The sequence below is a fragment of the Massilia sp. UYP32 genome (genome assembly GCF_050434365.1).
In the GTDB taxonomy this organism is placed as follows: domain Bacteria; phylum Pseudomonadota; class Gammaproteobacteria; order Burkholderiales; family Burkholderiaceae_D; genus Telluria; species Telluria timonae.
On the sequence record NZ_JBNDIK010000029.1, the window covers coordinates 1 to 20,439 of the forward strand.

Annotated in this window: 11 protein-coding genes and 1 pseudogene; 10 read left to right on the forward strand and 2 right to left on the reverse strand. The window is 66.1% G+C overall.

Annotated features, from left to right (window positions below; all coding sequences use genetic code 11):
* Positions 1 to 92 precede the first annotated feature (92 nt).
* Positions 93 to 491 (forward strand): annotated as a pseudogene (locus tag ABIB42_RS21155) (Hcp family type VI secretion system effector); the annotation flags it as partial.
* Positions 492 to 663: 172 nt separating this feature from the next.
* The gene (locus ABIB42_RS21160) at positions 664 to 3,363 is read left to right on the forward strand and encodes a TonB-dependent receptor (protein WP_429248953.1); all 2,700 of its coding nucleotides are present in this window, start codon (positions 664 to 666) and stop codon (positions 3,361 to 3,363) included.
* A gap of 68 nt (positions 3,364 to 3,431) precedes the next feature.
* Here the strand turns inward: ABIB42_RS21160 and ABIB42_RS21165 are convergent, their stop codons facing one another.
* Entirely contained in the window at positions 3,432 to 6,299 is a 2,868-nt protein-coding gene (locus tag ABIB42_RS21165) for a TonB-dependent receptor (protein WP_429248954.1), read from the reverse strand.
* Between the two features lie 525 nt (positions 6,300 to 6,824).
* Here ABIB42_RS21165 and aroG point away from each other — a divergent pair.
* The gene (gene aroG, locus ABIB42_RS21170; RefSeq protein ID WP_005668537.1) at positions 6,825 to 7,883 is read left to right on the forward strand and encodes a 3-deoxy-7-phosphoheptulonate synthase AroG; all 1,059 of its coding nucleotides are present in this window, start codon (positions 6,825 to 6,827) and stop codon (positions 7,881 to 7,883) included.
* 66 nt (positions 7,884 to 7,949) lie between these two features.
* Here the strand turns inward: aroG and ABIB42_RS21175 are convergent, their stop codons facing one another.
* A complete protein-coding gene (locus ABIB42_RS21175) occupies positions 7,950 to 10,862 on the reverse strand; it encodes a TonB-dependent receptor domain-containing protein (protein WP_229409854.1) in 2,913 nt (970 codons plus the stop codon).
* Between the two features lie 531 nt (positions 10,863 to 11,393).
* On the opposite strand from ABIB42_RS21175, the gene ABIB42_RS21180 reads away from it, so the two are divergent.
* The 7 genes from ABIB42_RS21180 (at position 11,394) to rluB (ending at position 20,415) form a co-directional block, all read left to right on the forward strand.
* Positions 11,394 to 12,332 carry an ABC transporter permease gene (locus ABIB42_RS21180; protein ID WP_005668540.1) on the forward strand — a complete coding sequence of 313 codons (939 nt, stop codon included), beginning with the start codon at positions 11,394 to 11,396 and terminating at the stop codon, positions 12,330 to 12,332.
* Positions 12,329 to 13,351, forward strand: a complete 1,023-nt coding sequence (locus ABIB42_RS21185; protein WP_429248955.1) for an ABC transporter permease — start codon at positions 12,329 to 12,331, stop codon at positions 13,349 to 13,351. The genes ABIB42_RS21180 and ABIB42_RS21185 overlap by 4 nt, the downstream gene beginning before the upstream one ends.
* 8 nt (positions 13,352 to 13,359) lie before the next feature.
* Positions 13,360 to 15,072: an ABC transporter ATP-binding protein gene (locus ABIB42_RS21190; protein WP_184235102.1), complete on the forward strand. Its 1,713-nt coding sequence runs from the start codon at positions 13,360 to 13,362 to the stop codon at positions 15,070 to 15,072.
* Positions 15,073 to 15,163: 91 nt separating this feature from the next.
* A complete protein-coding gene (locus ABIB42_RS21195; RefSeq protein WP_273162508.1) occupies positions 15,164 to 16,108 on the forward strand; it encodes a VTT domain-containing protein in 945 nt (314 codons plus the stop codon).
* Between the two features lie 192 nt (positions 16,109 to 16,300).
* Positions 16,301 to 17,314: a glucokinase gene (locus ABIB42_RS21200; RefSeq protein WP_273162507.1), complete on the forward strand. Its 1,014-nt coding sequence runs from the start codon at positions 16,301 to 16,303 to the stop codon at positions 17,312 to 17,314.
* A gap of 406 nt (positions 17,315 to 17,720) precedes the next feature.
* Positions 17,721 to 18,455, forward strand: coding sequence for an SMC-Scp complex subunit ScpB (gene scpB, locus ABIB42_RS21205; protein WP_005668548.1), 735 nt, complete (start codon positions 17,721 to 17,723; stop codon positions 18,453 to 18,455).
* Positions 18,442 to 20,415 carry a 23S rRNA pseudouridine(2605) synthase RluB gene (gene rluB / locus ABIB42_RS21210; protein WP_312162849.1) on the forward strand — a complete coding sequence of 658 codons (1,974 nt, stop codon included), beginning with the start codon at positions 18,442 to 18,444 and terminating at the stop codon, positions 20,413 to 20,415. The genes scpB and rluB overlap by 14 nt, the downstream gene beginning before the upstream one ends.
* The last annotated feature ends 24 nt before the right edge of the window (positions 20,416 to 20,439 follow it).

Sequence of the window (20,439 nt, forward strand, 5' to 3'; positions counted from 1 at the left end):
TTCTGCTGGGTACTGATTCACTGCGCGTCTTTGCTCCGCCCCCGGATGGATTAAAGTGATTCAAGTGACGCGACATCTATCCTGACAGAGGGGGCATACATCAGCCCAAGAGCGCCACCAGTTCGACTGGCGGTGGACACACTGCGGAGCGTGCGGAGTTGGAGGAACTTTTATTCAGTAAAACGGCCGACCTGGCCAGCCCGATACTTATGCAGCACTGCGCGATGGGTAAGACGATTCCGAAGGCCAAGCTCGAATTCATGCGTGCAGACGGCCAGGGCAACCCGATCAAATATTTCGAGATCGAATTGGAGAATGTTCTGATCGGAAGTATCAGTCCTGGCATCGCCGCTGGTACTTTGCTGAACGAACAGGTGAGCTTGAAATTCTCCAAAGTAAAGTGGCGCTACACCCAACAAAAAGTCGGCGGCGGGAGCGGAGGGAGCACCGTAGGCGGGTGGGATCTGGCTGCGAATCGTATAACGGTGTAACGCGTCGAAGCGTTACCAGCACCGGAACGTTGCGCGTTGAACGAACGCCGACGGCTTCCGTCATTTTTCATTATTGAATCAAACATTATTGTCATAAAGTTGCTCTAAATAATTCGTTTGTACTGCGTCGATGGCTTGTTAGAGTTCGTTTCCCAATAAAAACAAGCCAATCATGAAACATACCTACCTCCTGGCCGCCGCCATCGGCGCGCCGCTGCTGGCCCACGCCCAGGCGGCGGCGACCTCGGCCGATGCGCCGGCCGCTACCACCACCAACACCGCGCCCGCGTCGGTCCTCGTCACCGGTTCGCGCATCGCCCGCGCGCAACTGGACGGTCCGTCGGCGGTCACCGTCATCACCGGCGACGAGATCACGCGCCAGGGTTACAAGAATGTGTTCGATGCCCTGAACAACCAGGTGCAGAACAGCGGTTTCGTGCAGGGCGCCGACTTCGGCAATACCTTCACGCCGTCGGCGAACACCATCAGCCTGCGCGGCCTGGGGCCGAACCACACGCTGATCCTGCTCAATGGCCGGCGCCTGGCCGACTTCCCGATCGCCTATGAAGGCACGGTCAACTTCACCAACCTGGCCAATATCCCGTCGGCCATCGTCGAGCGCATCGAGATCCTGTCGGGCGGCGCCTCCGCCATCTACGGCTCGGACGCGATCGCCGGCGTGGTCAACATCATCCTCAAAAGGAAGGCCGAGGGCGTCGACCTCAACGTCAAGCTGGGCGGCACCAGCCGCGGCGGCGGCGCCGAGCGGCGCGTGCAGCTCACCGGCGGCAAGCAGTTCGACCGCCTGAGCACCGTGTTCGCGCTGGAATTCTCCGAGCGCAATCCGATCGGCGCCTACCAGCGCGATTTCATGGCCGAGCGCTCGGGAACGCCGACCAATGTGCTGTCGCGCCGTGACGCCACCGTGGGCCGCTACATCGATCCGGGCGCGACCTGCGCGCAATTGGGCGACCTGTTCGGCGGCAGCGTCGTCGACTACGCATCGCGCACCGGCAACTACTGCGCCAGCAACAAGGTCAGCCCCACCTACTGGTCGGTGCAGACCCGGAACCAGAGCAAGAATGCCTTCGGCAGCGCCACCTATGAGCTCGACCAGAACACGACGCTGTTCACCGACATCCTTCTGGGCCGCAACGACACCGTCAACAATACGCGCGGTCCCTCGTGGACGTCGAACTCGCTCAACAATGGTTATTTCCTGAACCGGAACACAGGGCATTACGAAGCCTGGACCCGTTACATTTCCCCGGAAGAGATGGGCGGCCTGTCGCGCTACGACCGCTTCTGGGAAGACGGCGCGGTCGCCGCTTCGCTCGGCGCGCGCGGCATCGTGCCGGGCACCAGCTGGAAGTGGGAAGCCGGCTACAGCGCCTCGTGGTATGAGAGCAAGGGCAAGACCCCGCGCGCGCTGTCGAACATCGACAGCTTCTTCCTCGGGCCGCGCCTGGGAACCGACGCGAGCGGCGTCGCCATCTACGCGCCGGACCCGACGCGGCTGGCGACCCGCGTGAACCCGGACGAATTCGGCACGATCACCGGCTACGCCGAAAGCGACGACGAGTCGTGGACCCACACGGTGTCGGCCAGCGCCAATGGAGAAGTAGCGCAACTGCCGGCCGGCCCGCTGCAACTGGCGGTGGTGGCCGAGGCCGGCCGCCAGGGCTTTACCAATGCGCCCGACCAGCGCATCAATGCGGGCTATTTCAACCTGGCGCCGAACACCGCCGTCACCGCCGGCACCCGCAACCGCTACGCGCTCGGCGCCGAAGCGAGTGTTCCCTTGCACAAGGTCCTGACCGCGACCCTGGCCGGCCGCTACGACCGTTATGAATTCGCCGAGCGCGACAGCGGCAAGTTCACCTATGCCGGCGGCCTGGAACTGCGGCCGACGCGCGAGGTGCTGGTGCGCGCCAACTACGCCACCAGCTTCCGGGCGCCGGACATGAATTACATCTACAAGGCGCGCGGCACCGGCTATTACTCGTCGACCACCGACCACTACCGCTGCGGCGCCACCGGCCAGCCGCTGGCGAGCTGCGAATTCGCCAACTACTCGCCGGGCGCCGACTACGTCCAGTATGGCAGCGCCGACCTCAAGCCGGAGCAGGGCAAGTCGTATGGCGCTGGCATCGTCTGGTCGCCGAGCACGAGTTTCGATGCCTCGGTCGATTACTGGAATATCGAGATCGACGACCTGGTGACCAATCTGTCGGCCGACCAGCTGCTGCGCGACGAAGCGGCCTGCCGCCTGGGCTCGCTGGACATCGGCTCGTCGCTGTGCGCGGACACGATCTCGCGCATCACGCGCTACGCGGCCAGTTCGCCGGTGCGTCCGGGCGAGATCCGCGAGATCCGTGTGAACCCGATCAATGCGGCCGAGGAGTCGAGCAGCGGCATCGACGTCAGCGCCCGTTATGCGCTGCGCACCACGGCCTGGGGCACGTTCACCTTGCGCGGCAATTATTCGAAAACGCTGACCCGCCGCTCGAAACAGTTCGCCGGCGACACGGTACGCGACGAACTCAATTCGCTCACCAGTTCGGACTGGCCGGACAAGCTGGCAGCCAGCCTGAACTGGAACGTGGGCGCCTGGTCGTCGACCCTGTTCGCCACCCGCTACGGCAAGATTCCGAACTCGGCCCAGACCGACTACCTGACGCCGACCACGCTGGTCAACGCGAGCGTCGTGTATCGCGTGAATGACCGCCTGACGTTGTCGGCGATCGTCAACAATGTGTTCGACCGCATCAAGCACGACACCACCGGCGGCTGGCCCAATTATGCGGTGGGCAGCTACAGCCCGGCGGGACGGACCGGGTGGGTCGAGCTGAACTATCACTTCGGCGGTTGAGCGACTGGTGGAATGCGCCGGATGCGTGGCACGAACGGCTCCGTGCCACGCATCCGGCCATCGCCAGCTCAGAAGGCGTATCTCGCTCCCAGCGTGAAGAAGCGGCCGATCGCGCCGTAGTAGTCGAGCGGATTGTACGACACCGCGCCATAGGTCAGCGGATCGAGCGGCGCCTGCTTGTCGAACAGGTTCTGGATCGAGCCGTAGATTTCCCAGCGCGCTTGCGGCTTCCAGCGGAATACCAGGTCGACCGTGGTGAACGAGGCCAGTTCGCAATCGCTCGGCGCGTCAATGCCGTTGGCGAACTGGCTGGCGCAGCCTTCCGGATCGTCCTTGAAGAAGGTGTTGTCGATCGGACCCCGGTAGTTGACGTTGGCCGACACGCGCCAGTTGGCGCGCTCCCAGGTCGCGCGCAGGTTGGCCTTGTGGTCCGGCGTGCCCATGCAGTTGCTGACGTCGCAATTGCCGTGGGTGCCGGCGTAGTCGCGCGTGGTGCCGTCCTGTTCGGTGCGCTCCCATTTGTCGAGGTAGGTGTACTTGACGTCGAAGGTCAGGGTGCCCCAGTTGTTCGGGAGTCCGAAGCCCTGGCGCGCATCGAGGTCGATGCCGCGCACCTCGGTTTCGGCCGAGTTCACGTATTCGGCCAGCACCGCCGTGATCGCGCCCGGGTCGCCCGGGATCGTCGGCACCGCCGTGCTCGGATCGCGCGCCACGTCGCCGGCGGCGATCGCGGCGTCGATCTGCTGCTGGTTGATCTCGTTCTTGCGCTTGATGTTCCAGAAGTCGAGCGAGAAACTGGTGCGTGGCAGCGGATCCCAGATCGCGCCGATATTCCAGCTCTTCGAGCGTTCCGGGCTCAGGTCCTGGTTGGGCGAGGTGATGACCGACACCGAGGCCGGGCTGCAGGCGGTCTGCACGCCCAGCGCGCAGCGGGCCGGATCGGTGGCGTTGGCGAAGGCGGCCAGGCCGCCGACGCCGTTCTCGGCCGGACTCGGCGCGCGGAAGCCCTTGGCCCAGGTGGCGCGCAGCGCCAGCTCGCGGCGCGGGTTCCACTTGACGCCGACCTTCGGGGTCCAGGCGTCGCCCACGTCGGTGAAGTGGTCGTAGCGCATGGCGCCGGTCAGTTCGAGTCCGGGCAGCACCGGCGCCAGCACTTCGCCATAAATGCCGGTCACGTTGCGCTGGCCGTCATAGGCCGAGTAGCCGAGGCCGATGATGTTGCCGCGCTCGGTGCCGGCGGTCGGCTCCAGCCGCGCCGACTCGTGGCGGAATTCGGCGCCCAGCGCCACGCCCACCGCGCCGCCGGCCAGCTTGCCGATCTCGCGCGTGGCCTTGAAGTCGACCTGGGCGATCTCGGTCTCGGCGTCGTTCGAGATGGTCGGCGACAGGGCGGCGTACAGGTCCGGTGAATTCAGGCCCGCGTTCTCGGCGATGCGCCAATAGGCGCCGGCCGGCAGCGCGCGGTAGCCGGGATTGGCCTGGGCCGCCGCCACGTTCGCGGCCGACGGGTCGAGCAGGGCGAAGGTGGCGTCGCGCTGCAGGTAGCCGCGGCGGTCGTTGTCGACCCGGCTGGTCGAATACAGCAGCGAGGTATCCCAGTCCCAGGCGCCGTGGGTGCCGCGCGCGCCGAACAGCGCGCGGATGAAGGTCGAGGAAATGTCGGACTCGCGCGGGCCGACGTCGAACGGCAGGTAGCGCAGCCGCGCCGCACGGCCGAAGTATGGGTTGTCGGGGTGCTCGGCGCCGAGCTGGACGCCGGCGTTGCTGACCGGGCCGCCGGGATAGCCGACGCTGGCCGCGATCGGATTCGGCGTTGAGCTGGACTGGGCCAGGCTGTTGTACAGATTGAGTTCGGCATAGGCCTCGGTATCGCCCTGCAGCTTGAGCGTGCCGCGGCTGTACAGCGACAGGTATTCGCTGTCGGGCTGGATCTGGTTGTACAGGAAGGCCGAATCGACCAGGCAGCCGCCGAGCGGATCGCCCTGCGGGTGATTGGTGAAATTGCTGCAGGCGGCGCCCGGGAAGGTGCGCGTGAAGCCGGGCCCGGCCAGGTTGCCGCGGTTGTAGTACTCCAGCGTGTCGGGGTTGCGCACATTGCCGTTGATGGCGTTGCCGGACTGGTTGTTGCCGGTGATGGCGCCGGTGCCGCCGAAGCCTTCCTGGGCCGAATAGCCATAGGGCCGCAGGTCGATCTTGCCGATGTAGTCGCGGTTGCCGCGGTCGCGGTACCAGATTTCTTGCGTGTGCTTGTACTCGACGTTGACCAGCACGTTGTAGCGGTCGGTCTCGAGGTCGCCGAAGCCCCAGGCCAGGGCCAGGTTGTGCTGCTGGCCGTCGCCGGCCTCGCCGCTGCCGTACAGCGCGCGCGCGCTGGTGCCCTGGAAGTTGCGGCGCAGGATGATGTTGACCACGCCGGCGATCGCGTCCGAACCATAGATGGCCGAGGCGCCGTCCTTGAGGATCTCGATGCGCTCGACCGCGTCGGTCGGGATCACGTTGAGGTCGGCGAACACCTTCTGGCCGTCGTCGGCCAGGCCGTAGGGCGCCATGCGGCGGCCGTTGAGCAGCACCAGGGTCGAGGCCGTGCCCAGGCCGCGCAGCGAGATGCCCGAGGCGCCGGCCGCGAAGCCGCTGCCAAAGCTCATCGGCACCGAGCCCTGGTTGTCGACCGCCAGGGTCTGCAGCAGCTCGGCCACCGTGGTCTTGCCCGAGCGCTCGATATCGTTGCGGTTGACGGTGAGCACGCTCGACGCGGTCTCGGCCTGGGCGCGGCGGATGTTCGAGCCGGTGATCTCGACGCGGGCCACGGGAGCGGCTTCTTGCGCGACGGCAGGGTGGGGAAGGGCCAGCAGCACGGGGCCGGCGAGCGCCAGGCCGGCGGCGCCGCCTCCCGCGAACAGGCGGCGCACGGAACGGGAAAGCAGGGTTTCAGTCATGGTCCGACACTCCAGTGGATGGAAGGATCCGGATGGCGCGGGTGGAGGGCTTGATCCTTATTGCAGATCAATTTCCCTGGCACCTCTTAGCACCTATTTGTGTCTACAATCAACACGCGCGCCCGCCGGGCTTGAATTGACTGTTGCATCGGCAGCCATGGCGGGACTGAGCTAACGCAAGATGCGCGCAAGATAAGGGGCGTAGGTGCCCGAGTTCAGATGGGCATGTCAGTTTGCTGCAACCGATTGTTGTCTGTACAAGCGTGGAACGGGCGACAAAAGGCTTGCCAACTTTCATGCCTTGTTGTTATAGTCAATTCGACCAAACCCGGACGACACCATGCGCCACGCTTTCTTTACCCGCTTTTTTTACTTTAGCCATTCCAGCCCCTGGCGGTGGAGTAGCGGCGGGTACGCGCAGTAAAACGTCCCGGCAACATCCAGACAAACCGCCAGCGATGGCGGTTTTTTTATTTCCAGTCCTGAACCAATACAGCAAAGAACAGCACGAAAGGGAGTCCCAGCATGCCCCGCACCGACGATTTACGCATCCGTGAAATGAAGGAACTGACGCCGCCCTCGCACCTGATCCGCGAGTTCCCGGTGACCCCGCAGGCCGAGCAGACAGCAAGCGGCGCGCGCATCGACCTGCACCGCATCCTGCACGGCCAGGACGACCGCCTGATGGTGGTGATCGGACCGTGCTCGATCCACGACCCGAAGGCGGCGCTCGAGTATGCGCGCAGGCTGGTCGAGCAGCGCCGCCGCTTCGCCGGCGAGCTGGAAGTCGTGATGCGCGTCTATTTCGAGAAGCCGCGCACCACGGTCGGCTGGAAGGGCCTGATCAACGACCCGTACATGGACAACAGCTTCCGCATCAACGACGGCCTGCGCATGGCGCGCGAGCTGCTGCGCGACATCAACGAGATGGGCCTGCCGGCCGGCACCGAGTTCCTCGACGTGATCAGCCCGCAGTACATTGCCGACCTGGTCAGCTGGGGCGCGATCGGCGCCCGCACCACCGAGTCGCAGGTGCACCGCGAGCTGGCGTCAGGGCTGTCGTGCCCGGTCGGCTTCAAGAACGGCACCGACGGCAATATCAAGATCGCGACCGAGGCGATCAAGGCCGCGTCGCAGCCACACCATTTCTTGTCGGTGACCAAGGGCGGCCACTCGGCCATCGTGTCGACCTCGGGCAACGAGGATTGCCACATCATCCTGCGCGGCGGCAAGACGCCGAACTACGATGCCGCCAGCGTCGAGGAGGCGTGCCGCCAGATCGCCGCGCTCGGCCTGGCCAGCCGCCTGATGATCGACGCTTCGCATGCGAACAGTTCCAAGAAGCCGGAGAACCAGGTGCCGGTGTGCGCCGACATCGCGGCCCAGATCGCGGGCGGCGACGACCGCATCGTCGGCGTGATGATCGAGTCGCACCTGGTGGCCGGACGCCAGGACCTGGTGCCGGGCAAGGAGCTGACCTATGGCCAGTCGGTGACCGATGGCTGCATCGACTGGGATACCAGCGTGGGAGTGCTGGAAGGATTGGCACAAGCGGTGCGCCAGCGCAGGTTGCGCCAGGACTGATCCGCTCCGGCCACCAAATGAAAAACGGCGCACCGAAGTGCGCCGTTTTTTTCGCCTGTCGGCGGCTTAGAACTTGGCGGTCACGTTCAGGAAGATGTGACGGCCCAGGGTGTCATACACCTGCGGATAGGTATTGCCGTTGCCGAACACGGCCGCGACGACGCCCGACACCGGTGGATCCTTGTCCAGCGCATTGTTCATGCCGGCGCGGAAGGTGAAGTTGTCGTTGATGCGGTAGTTGCCCACCAGGTCCAGGTAGCTGCGTGCGCCCATGCGTTCGTCGGCCGGCTCGAAGTCGCCCGCCAGGATCGGATTGTCGCTGGACTGGTCGAGCTTGGTGCCACGGACGTAGCGCCAGGTCGCGCCCAGTTCCAGGCCGCGCCATGGGGTTGCCCACACCGCGCGCAGCTTGTGGCGCCATTTCGGCATCGGGGTGCCGCACGAGGTGCCGTGGAAGCCGGCGCAGTCGTACTCGCCCGAACCCGGGAAGTCTTCCTGGATGAATTCCTTCAGGTAGGTGCCCATCAGCGACAGGTCGAGGCCGCCCCATGCGCCCATCTTCATGCGGTAGTTGGCGCCCAGGTCGACGCCCTTGGTCGACATCTGGCCCAGGTTCTGGTTGGTCGCGACGACCTGCGCGGCCGGCAGCGCCCACAGGGTGCCCAGGCGGTCACGCGTGATCAGCGAGCAGAAGGTCGGATCGCCCGTGTTCAGGCACTGGGTCAGCGTGGTCGAGGCCGGCAAGCCGCCGATCGTGCCCTCGACCTTCATGTCGAAGGCGTCGATGGTGATCGAGCTGTTGCGGGACGGGGTCAGCACCAGGCCCAGGGTATACGAGTCGGAGGTTTCCGGCTCCAGGTTCGGGTTGCCGCCGCTGATCTGGTTGTACTGCAGGGCAGGGCTGTCCTGGATGTTGCCGTACTGGGCCGCGGTGACGCCGGTCAGCTGGCACTGCGCCAGGGTGGCGCTCGGGTTGGCGCCGGCGCAAGGGTCGTTCGACATGCCGAACAGGCTCAGGCCGAACGGGCTGAACAGCTCGACGACGTTGGCCGCGCGCGCCGCGCGCTGGTAGCTGAAGCGGAACTTCGCTTCTTCCACCGGCGCCCACTCGATGCCGGCGCCGTAGGAATTGGTCTTGTGGCCGGTCGAATAGTCAGACTTGCGGTAGCTGGCGGTCACGGTCAGCTGGTCGGCGAGCGGCACGTTCTGCAGGATCGGGATGCGGGTCTCGGCGAAGTAGTCGCGCACGCTGAACTGGCCGGCCACGCTCTGGGTCGGGCCGCCCTGGCCGGCCAGGTCGCCGGTCGAGAAGGCCGCGTCGGCGTTCAGGTCCAGTTTTTCGGTGCGGTGCTCCCAGCCGAAGGCGACGCCGATGCCTTCATTGCTGCCCGGGATGGTCAGGCCGTATTCGCCCAGGTCGGACGACAGGTTGATGCCCTGCACGGTCTGCGAGGTGCTGCCGCGCTGGAAGCCCGGCGTCTGCAGGTAGCTCAGCGCGTCCTGGCTCACGCCGCCAAGGCGCCAGATGTTGTATGGGACGCAGTTCGGGTCGGTGCCGTTGGCGAAGCTGCGGCACACCGGGTTGCCGTTGGCGTCGGCGATGACGTCCAGCGCGCGTGCGCTGCGGGCGACCGAGAAGTCGTTGTAGTAGGTTTCCGAGTACAGCACCTTGCCGACCTGGGCGAAGGCGTCATAGCGCCAGTTGCCGATGTCGCCCTTGATGCCGATCACGCCGCGGTACGACGTGTGGCGCTGGTCGTCCTGGCGGCCGCCGCCTTCGACGTTGCGGCGGAAGATCAGGACGTCGGCGGTGTCGCCCGGGCCGGTCATGCCGAGCGCGCTGCGCCATGCATCGGTGAGCAGCGGGTTTTCCCAGCGGATCGCGTTGGCGCCCGAGGCATCCAGGCCGAACAGGCCGGATGGAGCGATCTGCGCCACCGTGCTGTCGTCGTGGAAGCTGGCTTCGGTGTACAGGCGCGCCTTCTCGTTGATGTCGTAGTGGCTGAAGGCGCTGAAGGTGTAGCGTTCGGTCGGACGGCGGTAGTAGTTCAGCGGGCCGAAGTTGTACTGGTCGGTGGCGGCCACGTAAGGACGCACGTTGCCGTTGGCGTCGGCGACGGTGCGGTCGCCGTTGGCGGTGATGAAGCGGCCCGGGTAGCTGGTGCCGGAGCCGCCGCAGTTGAACTGGTTGCCCGAGCTGAAGCCGTCCAGCGAGCAGGACGAGAAGTCGCGCTGCGACTGCAGCACCGGATCTTCCTTCTTGTAGCCGAAGTACAGCGTGGCATTGCCCTTGCCGTCGGCGAAGTTGCCGCCCAGCAGCAGGCTGATGTCCTTGATCTTGGCGTCGGCGCCGACGTCGTCCGGCAGCGGGTAGTTGCGGCGCTGGGCCGCCTGGGCCGCCAGGCCGCCGTTCTGGTCGTGGTTGTAGAACTGGTAGTTGGCGTCGATCTGCACACCCTGGAAGGTGTCGTTCATGATGAAGTTGACGACACCGGCCACGGCGTCCGAACCGTAGATGGCGCCGGCGCCGCCGGTCAGCACCTCGACGCGCTTGATCAGCGCGGCGGGAATCTGGTTCAGGTCGGCCGCGGTATTGCGCGGGCTGCCGGCCGGCAGGCGGCGGCCGTTGACCAGCACCAGGGTGCGGTCGGCGCCGAAGTTACGCAGGTTGACGGTGGCCGTGCCGGACGAGCCGTTCGAGATCGAGCCGCCCTGGTCGGCGAACACCTGGGGCAGGTTGTTCAGCAGGCTCTCGACCGATTTCACGCCCTCCAGCGCGATATCCTTGGCGCCGACCACGGTGACCGGGCTGACGCTTTCCAGGTTGGCGGTCGCGATGCGCGAACCGGTCACTTCCACGCGCTGGGCCGATTCGACGGCAGGCGGCGCTTCCTGCGCGTGGGCGCCGGTCACGGCGACGACAAGGCCGCCGGCGCACATCAGGCGTATCGATCGAGATAACACAGTTTCAACCATCATAGTCAGTCTTCCCCTAAGACCTGGCGGCGGGTCGCGTCGCCAGTAAAGTCAAGTGAATCGCCGTGGCGAATGGGCCCGGCATGTTTTTACTACTTAACAATAAAAACATTGACGAATAGATAGTGTCAATTGGTAACGTCTGTATGCAGCAAAATACAACTGTCTGATGACTTGTCTTTACAATCTGCAATTTTGATGCTAGTCACACAAAAGTCACAAAACTCGAAATACGATATATCATGCGAAAAATATAGTTAGATATAGCATTTGATTCGTTCAAACTATATTTTTGGGACATGATATTGCGAATCCGGCGATGTACATATATCAGGTCGTCGGCAAGCTTCTTATATGAATTCTTGATACCAGTGTCATTACATTGTAATAACCTGTGACTATCGGGGCATAAGATTGCGCGGCTGTCGGTGCGTGCGGATATGCGCTATCGTGTCGTTTTTTGCCATCGTGAATTTGGCTTGGTGGCAAACCTGGGGGCGGCACGTTCGCCCAATCCGCAAATTCGGGAGTGCGATGTTTGCTTATGTCCTGCGCCGGCTGTGGCAGATGCTGCCGACGATGGGCGGCGTGGTGCTGCTGGTGTTTTTCTTGTTCAACTGGGTCGGCGGCGACCCGGCCTACCTGCTGGCCGGCAAGATGGCCGACGCCGGCGCGATCGAGAACATCCGGCGCCAGCTCGGCACCGACCAGCCGTATGCTGTGCAGCTATGGATCTTCGTCAAGCAGATCCTGACCTTCGACTTCGGCAACGCCTGGAGCACGGGCGAGCCGGTGTCGCACATCATCGCGAGCCGCCTGGGGCCGTCGCTCACGGTCCTGATTCCGCTGACCGTGCTCGAGACCGTGCTGGGCATCGCGCTGGCGCTGGCGATCGCCTTCGTGCGCGGCTCGCTGACCGACCGCGCCGTGATGGTCGCCTGCACGGTCGGGATGTCGATCTCGATCCTGGTCTACATCATCGTGTTCCAGTACGTGTTCGCCTACCAGCTGGGCCTGTTTCCGGTCCAGGGTTGGGGCAATAGTCTGGGAGAGAATTTGCTCAGGTATGCGCTGCTGCCGATCATCATCGGCCTGGCGGTGTCGATCGCGCCGACCCTGCGCCTGTACCGCAGCTTCGTGCTCGACGAAGCGGGGCAGGACTATGTGCGCACCGCGCGCGCCAAGGGCCTGAAGGAGGGCCGCATTGTCTGGGTCCACGTGCTGCGCAATGCCGCGATCCCGATCATCACCCACGTCATGGCCAACCTGCCGGCGCTGCTGATCGGCGCCTTCCTGCTCGAGCGCTTCTTCGGCATTCCCGGCATCGGCCGCGAAGTGATCCTGGCGGTCGAGCGCAGCGATTTCCCGGTGATCAAGGCGATCACGGTCTATGTGGCCGCCGCGACCATGGTGTTCAACCTGCTGGCCGACCTGCTGTACCAGGCGGTCGATCCGCGCGTGCAGCTCAAATGACGATGACCACCACCGTGCACATGCGCTCTCCCGGACTGTGGGCGCTCGCCTGGCGGCGCCTGCGCGCCGACCGCGTCGGGATGGCGGCGCTGGCCGTCGTCGCCGCTTTCCTGCTGCTGGTGCTGTTGTCCGCCACGGGCATGCTGGCCAGCGACTGGGAACAAGAGGTGGCGGTCAACTACGCGCCGCCCAGCTTCGTCGGCGCCGACGCCACGGCGCGCGCCCTGGCCCGCGCCCAGTTGCCGCGCGCCACGCCGCCGAACGCCTTCGACCCGCTGGCGATCGATCTGGCCGAGCTCGAGGCGCAGGTGGCGCAGACCCATCCGCCGGTCGAAAAGCGCACGACCCTGCCGTTCGGCGCCGACAAATGGGGGCACGACATCGTCAAGAAGACCATCAAGGGCGGCGAGACCTCGATCGTGGTGGGCCTGGTGGCGGCCCTGCTGGCGGTGGCGCTCGGCACCCTGTTCGGCGCCGTCTCGGGCTTTTATGGCGGCTGGGTCGACGACCTGTTCAACTGGTTCTACAGCATCTTCACGGCGATTCCGGCGATCCTCATGATCCTGACCGTGGCCGCCGTGCTCCAGCAAAAAGGCGTGGCCACCATCGTGCTGATCCTCGGCCTGACCGGCTGGACCGGCCCCTACCGCCTGATGCGCGCCGAATACATCAAGCACGGCGCGCGCGAATACGTGATGGCGGCGGATGCCATCGGCGCGTCGAGCTGGTCCCGCATGTTCGGCCACATCCTGCCCAATGTCTCGCACGTGGCGCTGGTGCAGATGTCGATCCTGGTGGTGGGCTTCATCAAGGCCGAGGTGATCCTGTCGTTCCTGGGCTTCGGCGTGCCGGTCGGCACCGTGTCCTGGGGCAGCATGCTCAACGAGGCGCAGAATGAACTGATCCTCGGCAAGTGGTGGCAGTTGGCGGCGGCGGCGGGCGCGATGGTGCTGCTGGTGACGAGCTTCTCGCTGTTCGCGGATGCGCTGCGCGATGCGCTCGATCCCAAGATCAAATGACGGCCGATATGACCCAGGAACCATTGTTGGAAGTGCGCGACCTGCGCATCGCCTTTCGCACCGACAAGCGGCAGACCTTCGACGCCTTGAAGGGCATCTCGTTCGACGTCCCCGACAACAGCACGGTGGCGCTGGTGGGCGAGTCCGGCAGCGGCAAGTCGGTCAGCTCGCTGGCCGTTATGGGCCTGCTGCCGGCGCAGACCACCGTCATCGATCCCGCTTCCAGCATCCGCTTCGCCGGCCGCGAGCTGCTCGGCCTGCCTGCGCGCGAGCGGCGCGCGCTGTGCGGCAAGGACATCGCGATGATCTTCCAGGAGCCGATGTCCTCGCTCAATCCGGTGTTCACGGTCGGCTACCAGATCGGCGAAGTCCTGCGCCTGCACCTGGGCATGAGCAGGCGCGCGGCGCGGGCGCGCACCCTGGCGCTGCTGCACGAGGTCGGCATTCCCGAACCCGAGCGCAAGATCGACGCCTACCCGAGCCAGATGTCGGGCGGCCAGCAGCAGCGGGTGATGATTGCGATGGCGATCGCCTGCGAGCCGCGCCTCCTGATCGCCGACGAGCCGACCACCGCGCTGGACGTGACGATCCAGAAGCAGATCATGGAGCTGATCGCGCGCCTGCAGCGCGAGCGCCGCATGGCGGTGCTGTTCATCACCCACGACCTGGGGCTGGTGGGCGAGATCGCCGACCGCGTGATCGTGATGCGCCACGGCGAGGTGCGCGAGGAGGGCGCGGCCGGCCAGGTATTCGGCGCTCCGGTCGACGCGTATACCCGGGCCCTGCTGCATTGCCGGCCGCCGCTCGATGCGCGGCCGCTGCGCCTGCCGGTGATCGACGACTATCTGAGCGGCCGCATCCTGCCCGATCAAGTGCCCGATTGGGCGTCCGACCAGGCGCCGGCGCAGCGCGTGCGCGGCACGGCGCCGGACGACCAGCCGGTGCTGGTGGTCAACAACCTGGCGAAAAGCTTCTGGCTGCGCGAAGGCCTGTTCGGCAAGCGCGAATTCAAGGCGGTCAAGGACGTCTCGTTCACCCTGGGCCGCGGCAAGACCCTGGGCGTGGTGGGCGAGTCGGGGTCCGGAAAAACCACGGTTGGGTTGACCCTGCTGCGCCTGCACCGCGCGAGCGGCGGCTCGGCGCTGTTCGAGGGGCGTGACCTGCTGGCCATGTCCGACCGCGAATTCCAGGCGTATAAACGGCGGATCCAGATCATCTTCCAGAATCCCTATGCCTCGCTCAATCCGCGTTTCACGGTCGGCCAGATCTTGCTGGAACCGATGCGCATCCACGGCATCGGCGCCAATGAAATGGAGCGTGCGCAACTGGCGCGCGGCTTGCTGGGGCGGGTGGGCTTGCCGGACGCCGCCTATGGCCGCTATCCGCACGAGTTTTCTGGCGGCCAGCGCCAGCGCATCGCGATCGCGCGCTGCCTGACCATGCGGCCCGAGATCCTGGTGTGCGACGAATCGGTGTCGGCGCTCGACGTCTCGGTGCAGGCCCAGGTGCTCAACCTGCTGCAAGACCTGCAGGATGAATACGGCATGAGCTATATCTTCATCTCGCACGACCTGTCGGTGGTCAAGTACATCTCGGACCAGGTGATGGTGATGCACCATGGCAGCGTGGTCGAGATGGCGGACGCCGACGCGCTGTACCGCGACCCGCAGCATCCATACACGCGCTCGCTGCTGGCGGCGATTCCGCGTGGCGTCTTGTAAAAACAGCTCATCCGTCACTGGCGTTGCGCTTACGCCAAAAGGAATAGGGGGCGTTCCTGTGCCTCCAGCCCAATTGCGCTAATATACAGAAATGCCCCAGCTAGCCGAACTCCTCCAAGTCTATGGCGTGCTGATCGTGTTCGGCATCGTCCTCGTCGAACAGTTCGGCCTGCCCATACCCGCCTACCCGGTCCTGATCGTGGCCGGCGCGCTCTCGGTCACCGCCGACGTGAGCTGGCACCTGGTATGGATGGCCGCCATCCTGGCCTGCCTGATCTGCGACGCCTTCTGGTTCCGCGCCGGCCGCTTCTACGGCAAGCGCATCCTGCGGCTGCTGTGCAAGATTTCGCTGTCCCCCGATTCCTGCGTCAACCAGACCGAGGACCGCTTCCGCAAGTTCGGCGTCAAGTCGCTGCTGGTGTCCAAGTTCGTTCCCGGCTTTAACACCATCGCGGCGCCGCTGTCGGGCGCCATGGGCGTCAACCCGCGCCTGTTCCTGCTGTATGCGGTCACCGGCGCGGCGCTCTGGAGCGGCACCGGCATCCTGCTCGGCGTCTGGTTCCATAACAGCGTCGACGGCGTCCTCGACACGCTCTCGACCATGGGCAGCACGGCGCTGACGATCGTGGCCGGCCTGCTGGCCCTGTTCATCGCCTTCAAGTATGCCGAGCGGCGTCGCCACCGTTCGCGCAGCGCGATCGAGCGCATCGGGATCGACGAGGTGCTGGCCCTGATCGAGGCCGGCCACGATCCGGTGATCATCGATGCGCGCAGCCTGAGCGCGCAGCAGATGGAAGCCGCGATTCCCGGCGCCGTGATCTTCAAGGCCTGCCAGCCCGAACACCTGATGGCTTCGCTCGACCGCGACCGCCACATCGTCGTCTATTGCAGCTGCCCGGACGACGTCACCGCCGCCGAAGTGGCGCGCCAGTTCATGGCCAACGGCTTCCACCGTGCGCGTCCGCTCAAGGGCGGGCTCGACGCCTGGAACGCCCAGCGCGGCAACGATCCCGAGCTCGATCCGGCAACCTGCTGACCGGCGCGCCGTCCGGCGGGCGGCGCGATGCTCTCTGCTTCATCAAAAAAGTAGTTCTACTACGTCGATGCGAGTAGGCGGCGGGTTGTCATGATCCGCCTCGTTGCGGAGTATGTACCTAAACTACAGAAAACACTTGTCGTCAGGGCAAAAAATTTAGTAAGCTTGGGCGTCTTTTACATGCGTACCACCATGACTGCCTCCCCGTTCAGCCCATCGACCGACCGCCCCCATCGCGGCGGCGCCCGCCTGCTTGCCGATATCGGCGGCACCAATTGCCGCTTCGTGCTGGAGCTGGGGCCGGGCCGGCTCGAGGCGGTCGAGGTGCTGCCTTGCGCCGACCATGCCACCCTGGGGGATGCCATGCGCGCCTACCTGGGCAGCGCGGCGGTCAAGGCGATCAGCGCCGCGCCGATCCGCCACGCCGCGATCGCCATCGCCAACCCGGTGAACGGCGACTATGTGCGTATGACCAATCACCACTGGGAATTTTCCACTGAAGCCTTGCGGCAAGAGTGCGGCTTCGAAATCCTGCTGGTGGTTAATGATTTCTCGGCCCTGGCGCGTTCGCTGCCGCACCTGGGCGAGCAAAAACGCCAGGTGGGCGGTGGCGCGCCGCAGCCGGACGCGGCGCTGGGCCTGCTGGGCGCCGGCACCGGCCTCGGCGTCTCCGGCCTGGTGCCGTGCGGCGACAGCTGGACCGCGCTGCGCAGCGAAGGCGGCCACGTCAGCTTCGCTCCCGTCAACGAGCAGGAAGTCGCGATCCTGCAATATGCCTGGCGCGAATTCGAGCACGTCTCGTTCGAGCGCTTCCTGTCCGGCGCCGGCGTCGAGCTCATCTACCGTGCGCTGGCCGACCGCGCCGGCCGCCCCGGCGAGCGCCTCGGCGCGGCCGAGATCTCGCGCCGCGCACTCAGCGGCGAATGCGCGCTGTGCGACGAGGTGCTGGAAGCGTTCTGCGGCATGCTCGGCACCGTGGCCGGCAACCTGGCGGTCACCCTCGGCGCCCAGGGCGGCGTGTACATCGGCGGCGGCATCGTGCCGCGCCTCGGGGAGCGCTTCGACCGTTCCTCGTTCCGCCGCCGCTTCGAGCAGAAGGGACGCTTCGTTGGCTACCTGGCCGACGTGCCGACCTATGTGATCACGGCCGAGTACCCCGCATTCCTTGGCGTATCGGCGATTTTGTCGGAAAAACTGTCCGACTGACGCAAATAGGCGCACATCGCAGCGCCGCCCCCTTGTCCGCTGCGGGGTTTTATCGGTTACAATGGCCGCCAGTTGGAAGAAACGACGTCGTCCACTCGCGTGCCGCACAGGCCGCTCCCCGGCAGCGCCCCGATCGCGGGCGTGCCTAAGAGATAGAGTTCCGCCGAGTTCCACGTTTCGCAATGAAGATCAACACCAGCGGCCCGTCGCGCAGGCGGGTTGCCCCTGGCGGGTTCCTTGCCTGCCATGTAACAGCTCCGGCGCTCAGCGCGCCGGGCCCACGGATTCCGGTTTCAGGCAGCAGATCGCAGGGCGACAGGCGCATGGCGCGCAGGCATGCGCGCCACGCGCATTGATCCTGTCCCGACCCCGATTGGCCGAATTGTTTGATTGACGACATCGCGATATGAATACTGACGAGGCCAAGAGAGTCCTCGAAACCGCCTTGCTATGCGCCCGCGAGCCGATGTCGATCCATGGCATGAAGAAACTCTTCGCCGAGGTCGACGCGCAAGGACGGCAGGTCGGCGCCGGCGTCGGCGCCGATACGATCAAAATCTTGCTGGAAGAACTGCGCCAGGATTGGGATGGACGCGGCATCGAGATCGTCAGCCTGGCGTCGGGCTGGCGCTTCCAGAGCCGTCCCGAGATGAAGCCCTATCTCGACCGCCTGTCGCCCGAAAAGCCGCCCAGGTACTCGCGGGCGACCCTGGAAACGCTGGCGATCATCGCCTACCGCCAGCCGGTCACGCGCGGCGACATCGAAGAGATCCGCGGCGTCGCGGTCAATTCGCAGACCATCAAGATGCTGGAAGACCGCGGCTGGATCGACGTCGTCGGCCACCGCGAAGTGGTGGGGCGGCCGGCGCTGCTGGGCACCACGCGCCAGTTCCTGGACGACCTGGGCCTGGCGTCGCTCTCGCAGCTGCCGCCGCTGCAGCCGCTGGCCGAAGGCCCCGACAGCCGCAGCCTGGAAGCCCTCGAGGCGGCATTGAACGATAATTTTGACAGGGCGGACGCCAGCGCGGCCGCCGACGATTTAGCTACTTCACCCGTTGAAGTTCCGATCCGCGACACGCTTGATGACGGGATTGCCGAGGCGGGTCAGCACAATAAAGACACGAACGATGAACCCAACTGAACAAAACGAGACCAAGCCTGTGGATGCAGGCGAGCCAGCTGCAGCCAAGCCGAAGCGTACGCGCAAGGCGGCTGCCGTGGCCGACACTGCGCCGGGCGAGGCCGTAGCGGCCGACGCGCCGGCCAAGCCGAAGCGCACCCGCAAGGCGGCCGTCGCCGCCGAGCCGGTCGCCGCCGAACCTGCGCCAACCGCCGAAGCGCCGGCGCCGAAGGCCCGCAAGCCGCGCGCCACCAAGGCCGCGAAAGAAGAGTCCGCCGCCGCACCGGCAGACGCGGTCGCCGAAGCGCCGGCCGCGGTCGACGCCGCTCCGGCCCAGGAAGCGCGCAAGCCGCGCGGCCCGCGCCAGATGCGCGAAAAGCGCGCCGAACGCGAAGCCTTGCAGCAGGCCGCCGCGCCGGCTGTCGCCGAGCAGGCCGCTGCGGCGCCCGAGGCTGGCTTTGATGCCGTGCCGGAAGGCGGGCAGGAAGGTAAGCAAGAGGGTAAACAAGAAGCGCGCGGCCGTGGCCAGCACAAGCAGGGCAAGCGCGGCCAGCAAAGCGGCCGTCCGGGCCAGCAGAGCGCTCGTCCGACCGAAGGCGGACGTCCGGCCAAGCAGATCGGCCGCGGCGGCAAGCAGCAGCCGCAGGGCAAGGGCGGCAAGCAGCAGCCGGGCAACGAGGCCGACAATGTGTTCTCCTTCGTCACGTCGAGCGACTTCGACGCCAACGACGGCGCGCGCGGCAACGCTTCGTCCAAGCCGGCGCGGCGCGACCTGACCGCCGACGACGATGCGCCGAAGCTGCACAAGGTGCTGGCCGAGGCCGGCCTGGGTTCGCGCCGCGACATGGAAGAGCTGATCGTCGCCGGCCGCGTCTCGGTCAACGGCGAGCCGGCCCATATCGGCCAGCGCATCCTGCCGACCGACGCGGTCCGCATCAACGGCAAGCTGATCCAGCGCCGCGTGAGCAGCAAGCCGCCGCGCGTGCTGGTCTACCACAAGCCGGCCGGAGAGATCGTCAGCCATGACGATCCGGAAGGCCGTCCATCGGTGTTCGACCGCCTGCCGACCATGAAGGCCGGCAAATGGCTGGCCGTGGGCCGCCTCGACTTCAATACCGAGGGCCTGCTGCTGTTTACGACCTCGGGCGACCTGGCCAACCGCTTGATGCACCCGCGCTACAACATCGACCGCGAATACGCGGTGCGCACCCTGGGCGAGCTCGAGGAAGGCATGCGCCAGAAGCTGCTGTCCGGCGTCGAGCTCGACGACGGCAAGGCCGCGTTCTCGAAGATCCAGAACGGCGGCGGCGAAGGCATCAACCGCTGGTACCGCGTGGTGATCGGCGAAGGCCGCAACCGCGAGGTGCGCCGCATGTTCGAGGCGGTCGGCCTGACCGTCTCGCGCCTGATCCGCACCCGCTACGGCGCCATGACCCTGCCGACCGGCCTCAAGCGCGGTCGCTGGGAAGAACTGGAAGAAAACGACGTGCGCGCCCTGATGGCGGCCTTCGGCGTCGAGAAGAAGGGCGCTGCTCCCGAGAAGCATGTCAAGGGCGGCCACAAGGGCAAGGGCCCGCGTCCGGAAGGCATGCGCGCCGACGGCAACCGTGGCGCCGAGCGCAACAACGATCGCAGCGACGGCAATCGCATCGACCGTGCCGACGCCAATCGCAACGTCGATCCCTTCGGCCCGCCGGTGGCGCGGGTCGGCGCCACCCGTGGGCAGGGCATCCTGAACGGCCCAGTGCCGAGTGGCAAGCCAGTCGGCGGTCGCCAGGGCGGTTTCGGCGGCCAGGGCGGCGGCAAGGGCCGTGGCGCCAACGCGGGTGGCGGCAAGGGTGGCGCCGGCAGCGGCCGTCCGCGCCAGCCGGATCCGCTGCAGACCACCTTCGGCTTCGCCGGCACCGGCGGCGGCCGTCGCGGCGGCCAGGGGCCGCGTGGCTCGGAACACGGCTTGCCGCGCCGTGGACGCCGCGGCTGAGCACCGTTCATGACCGGCCTGCGC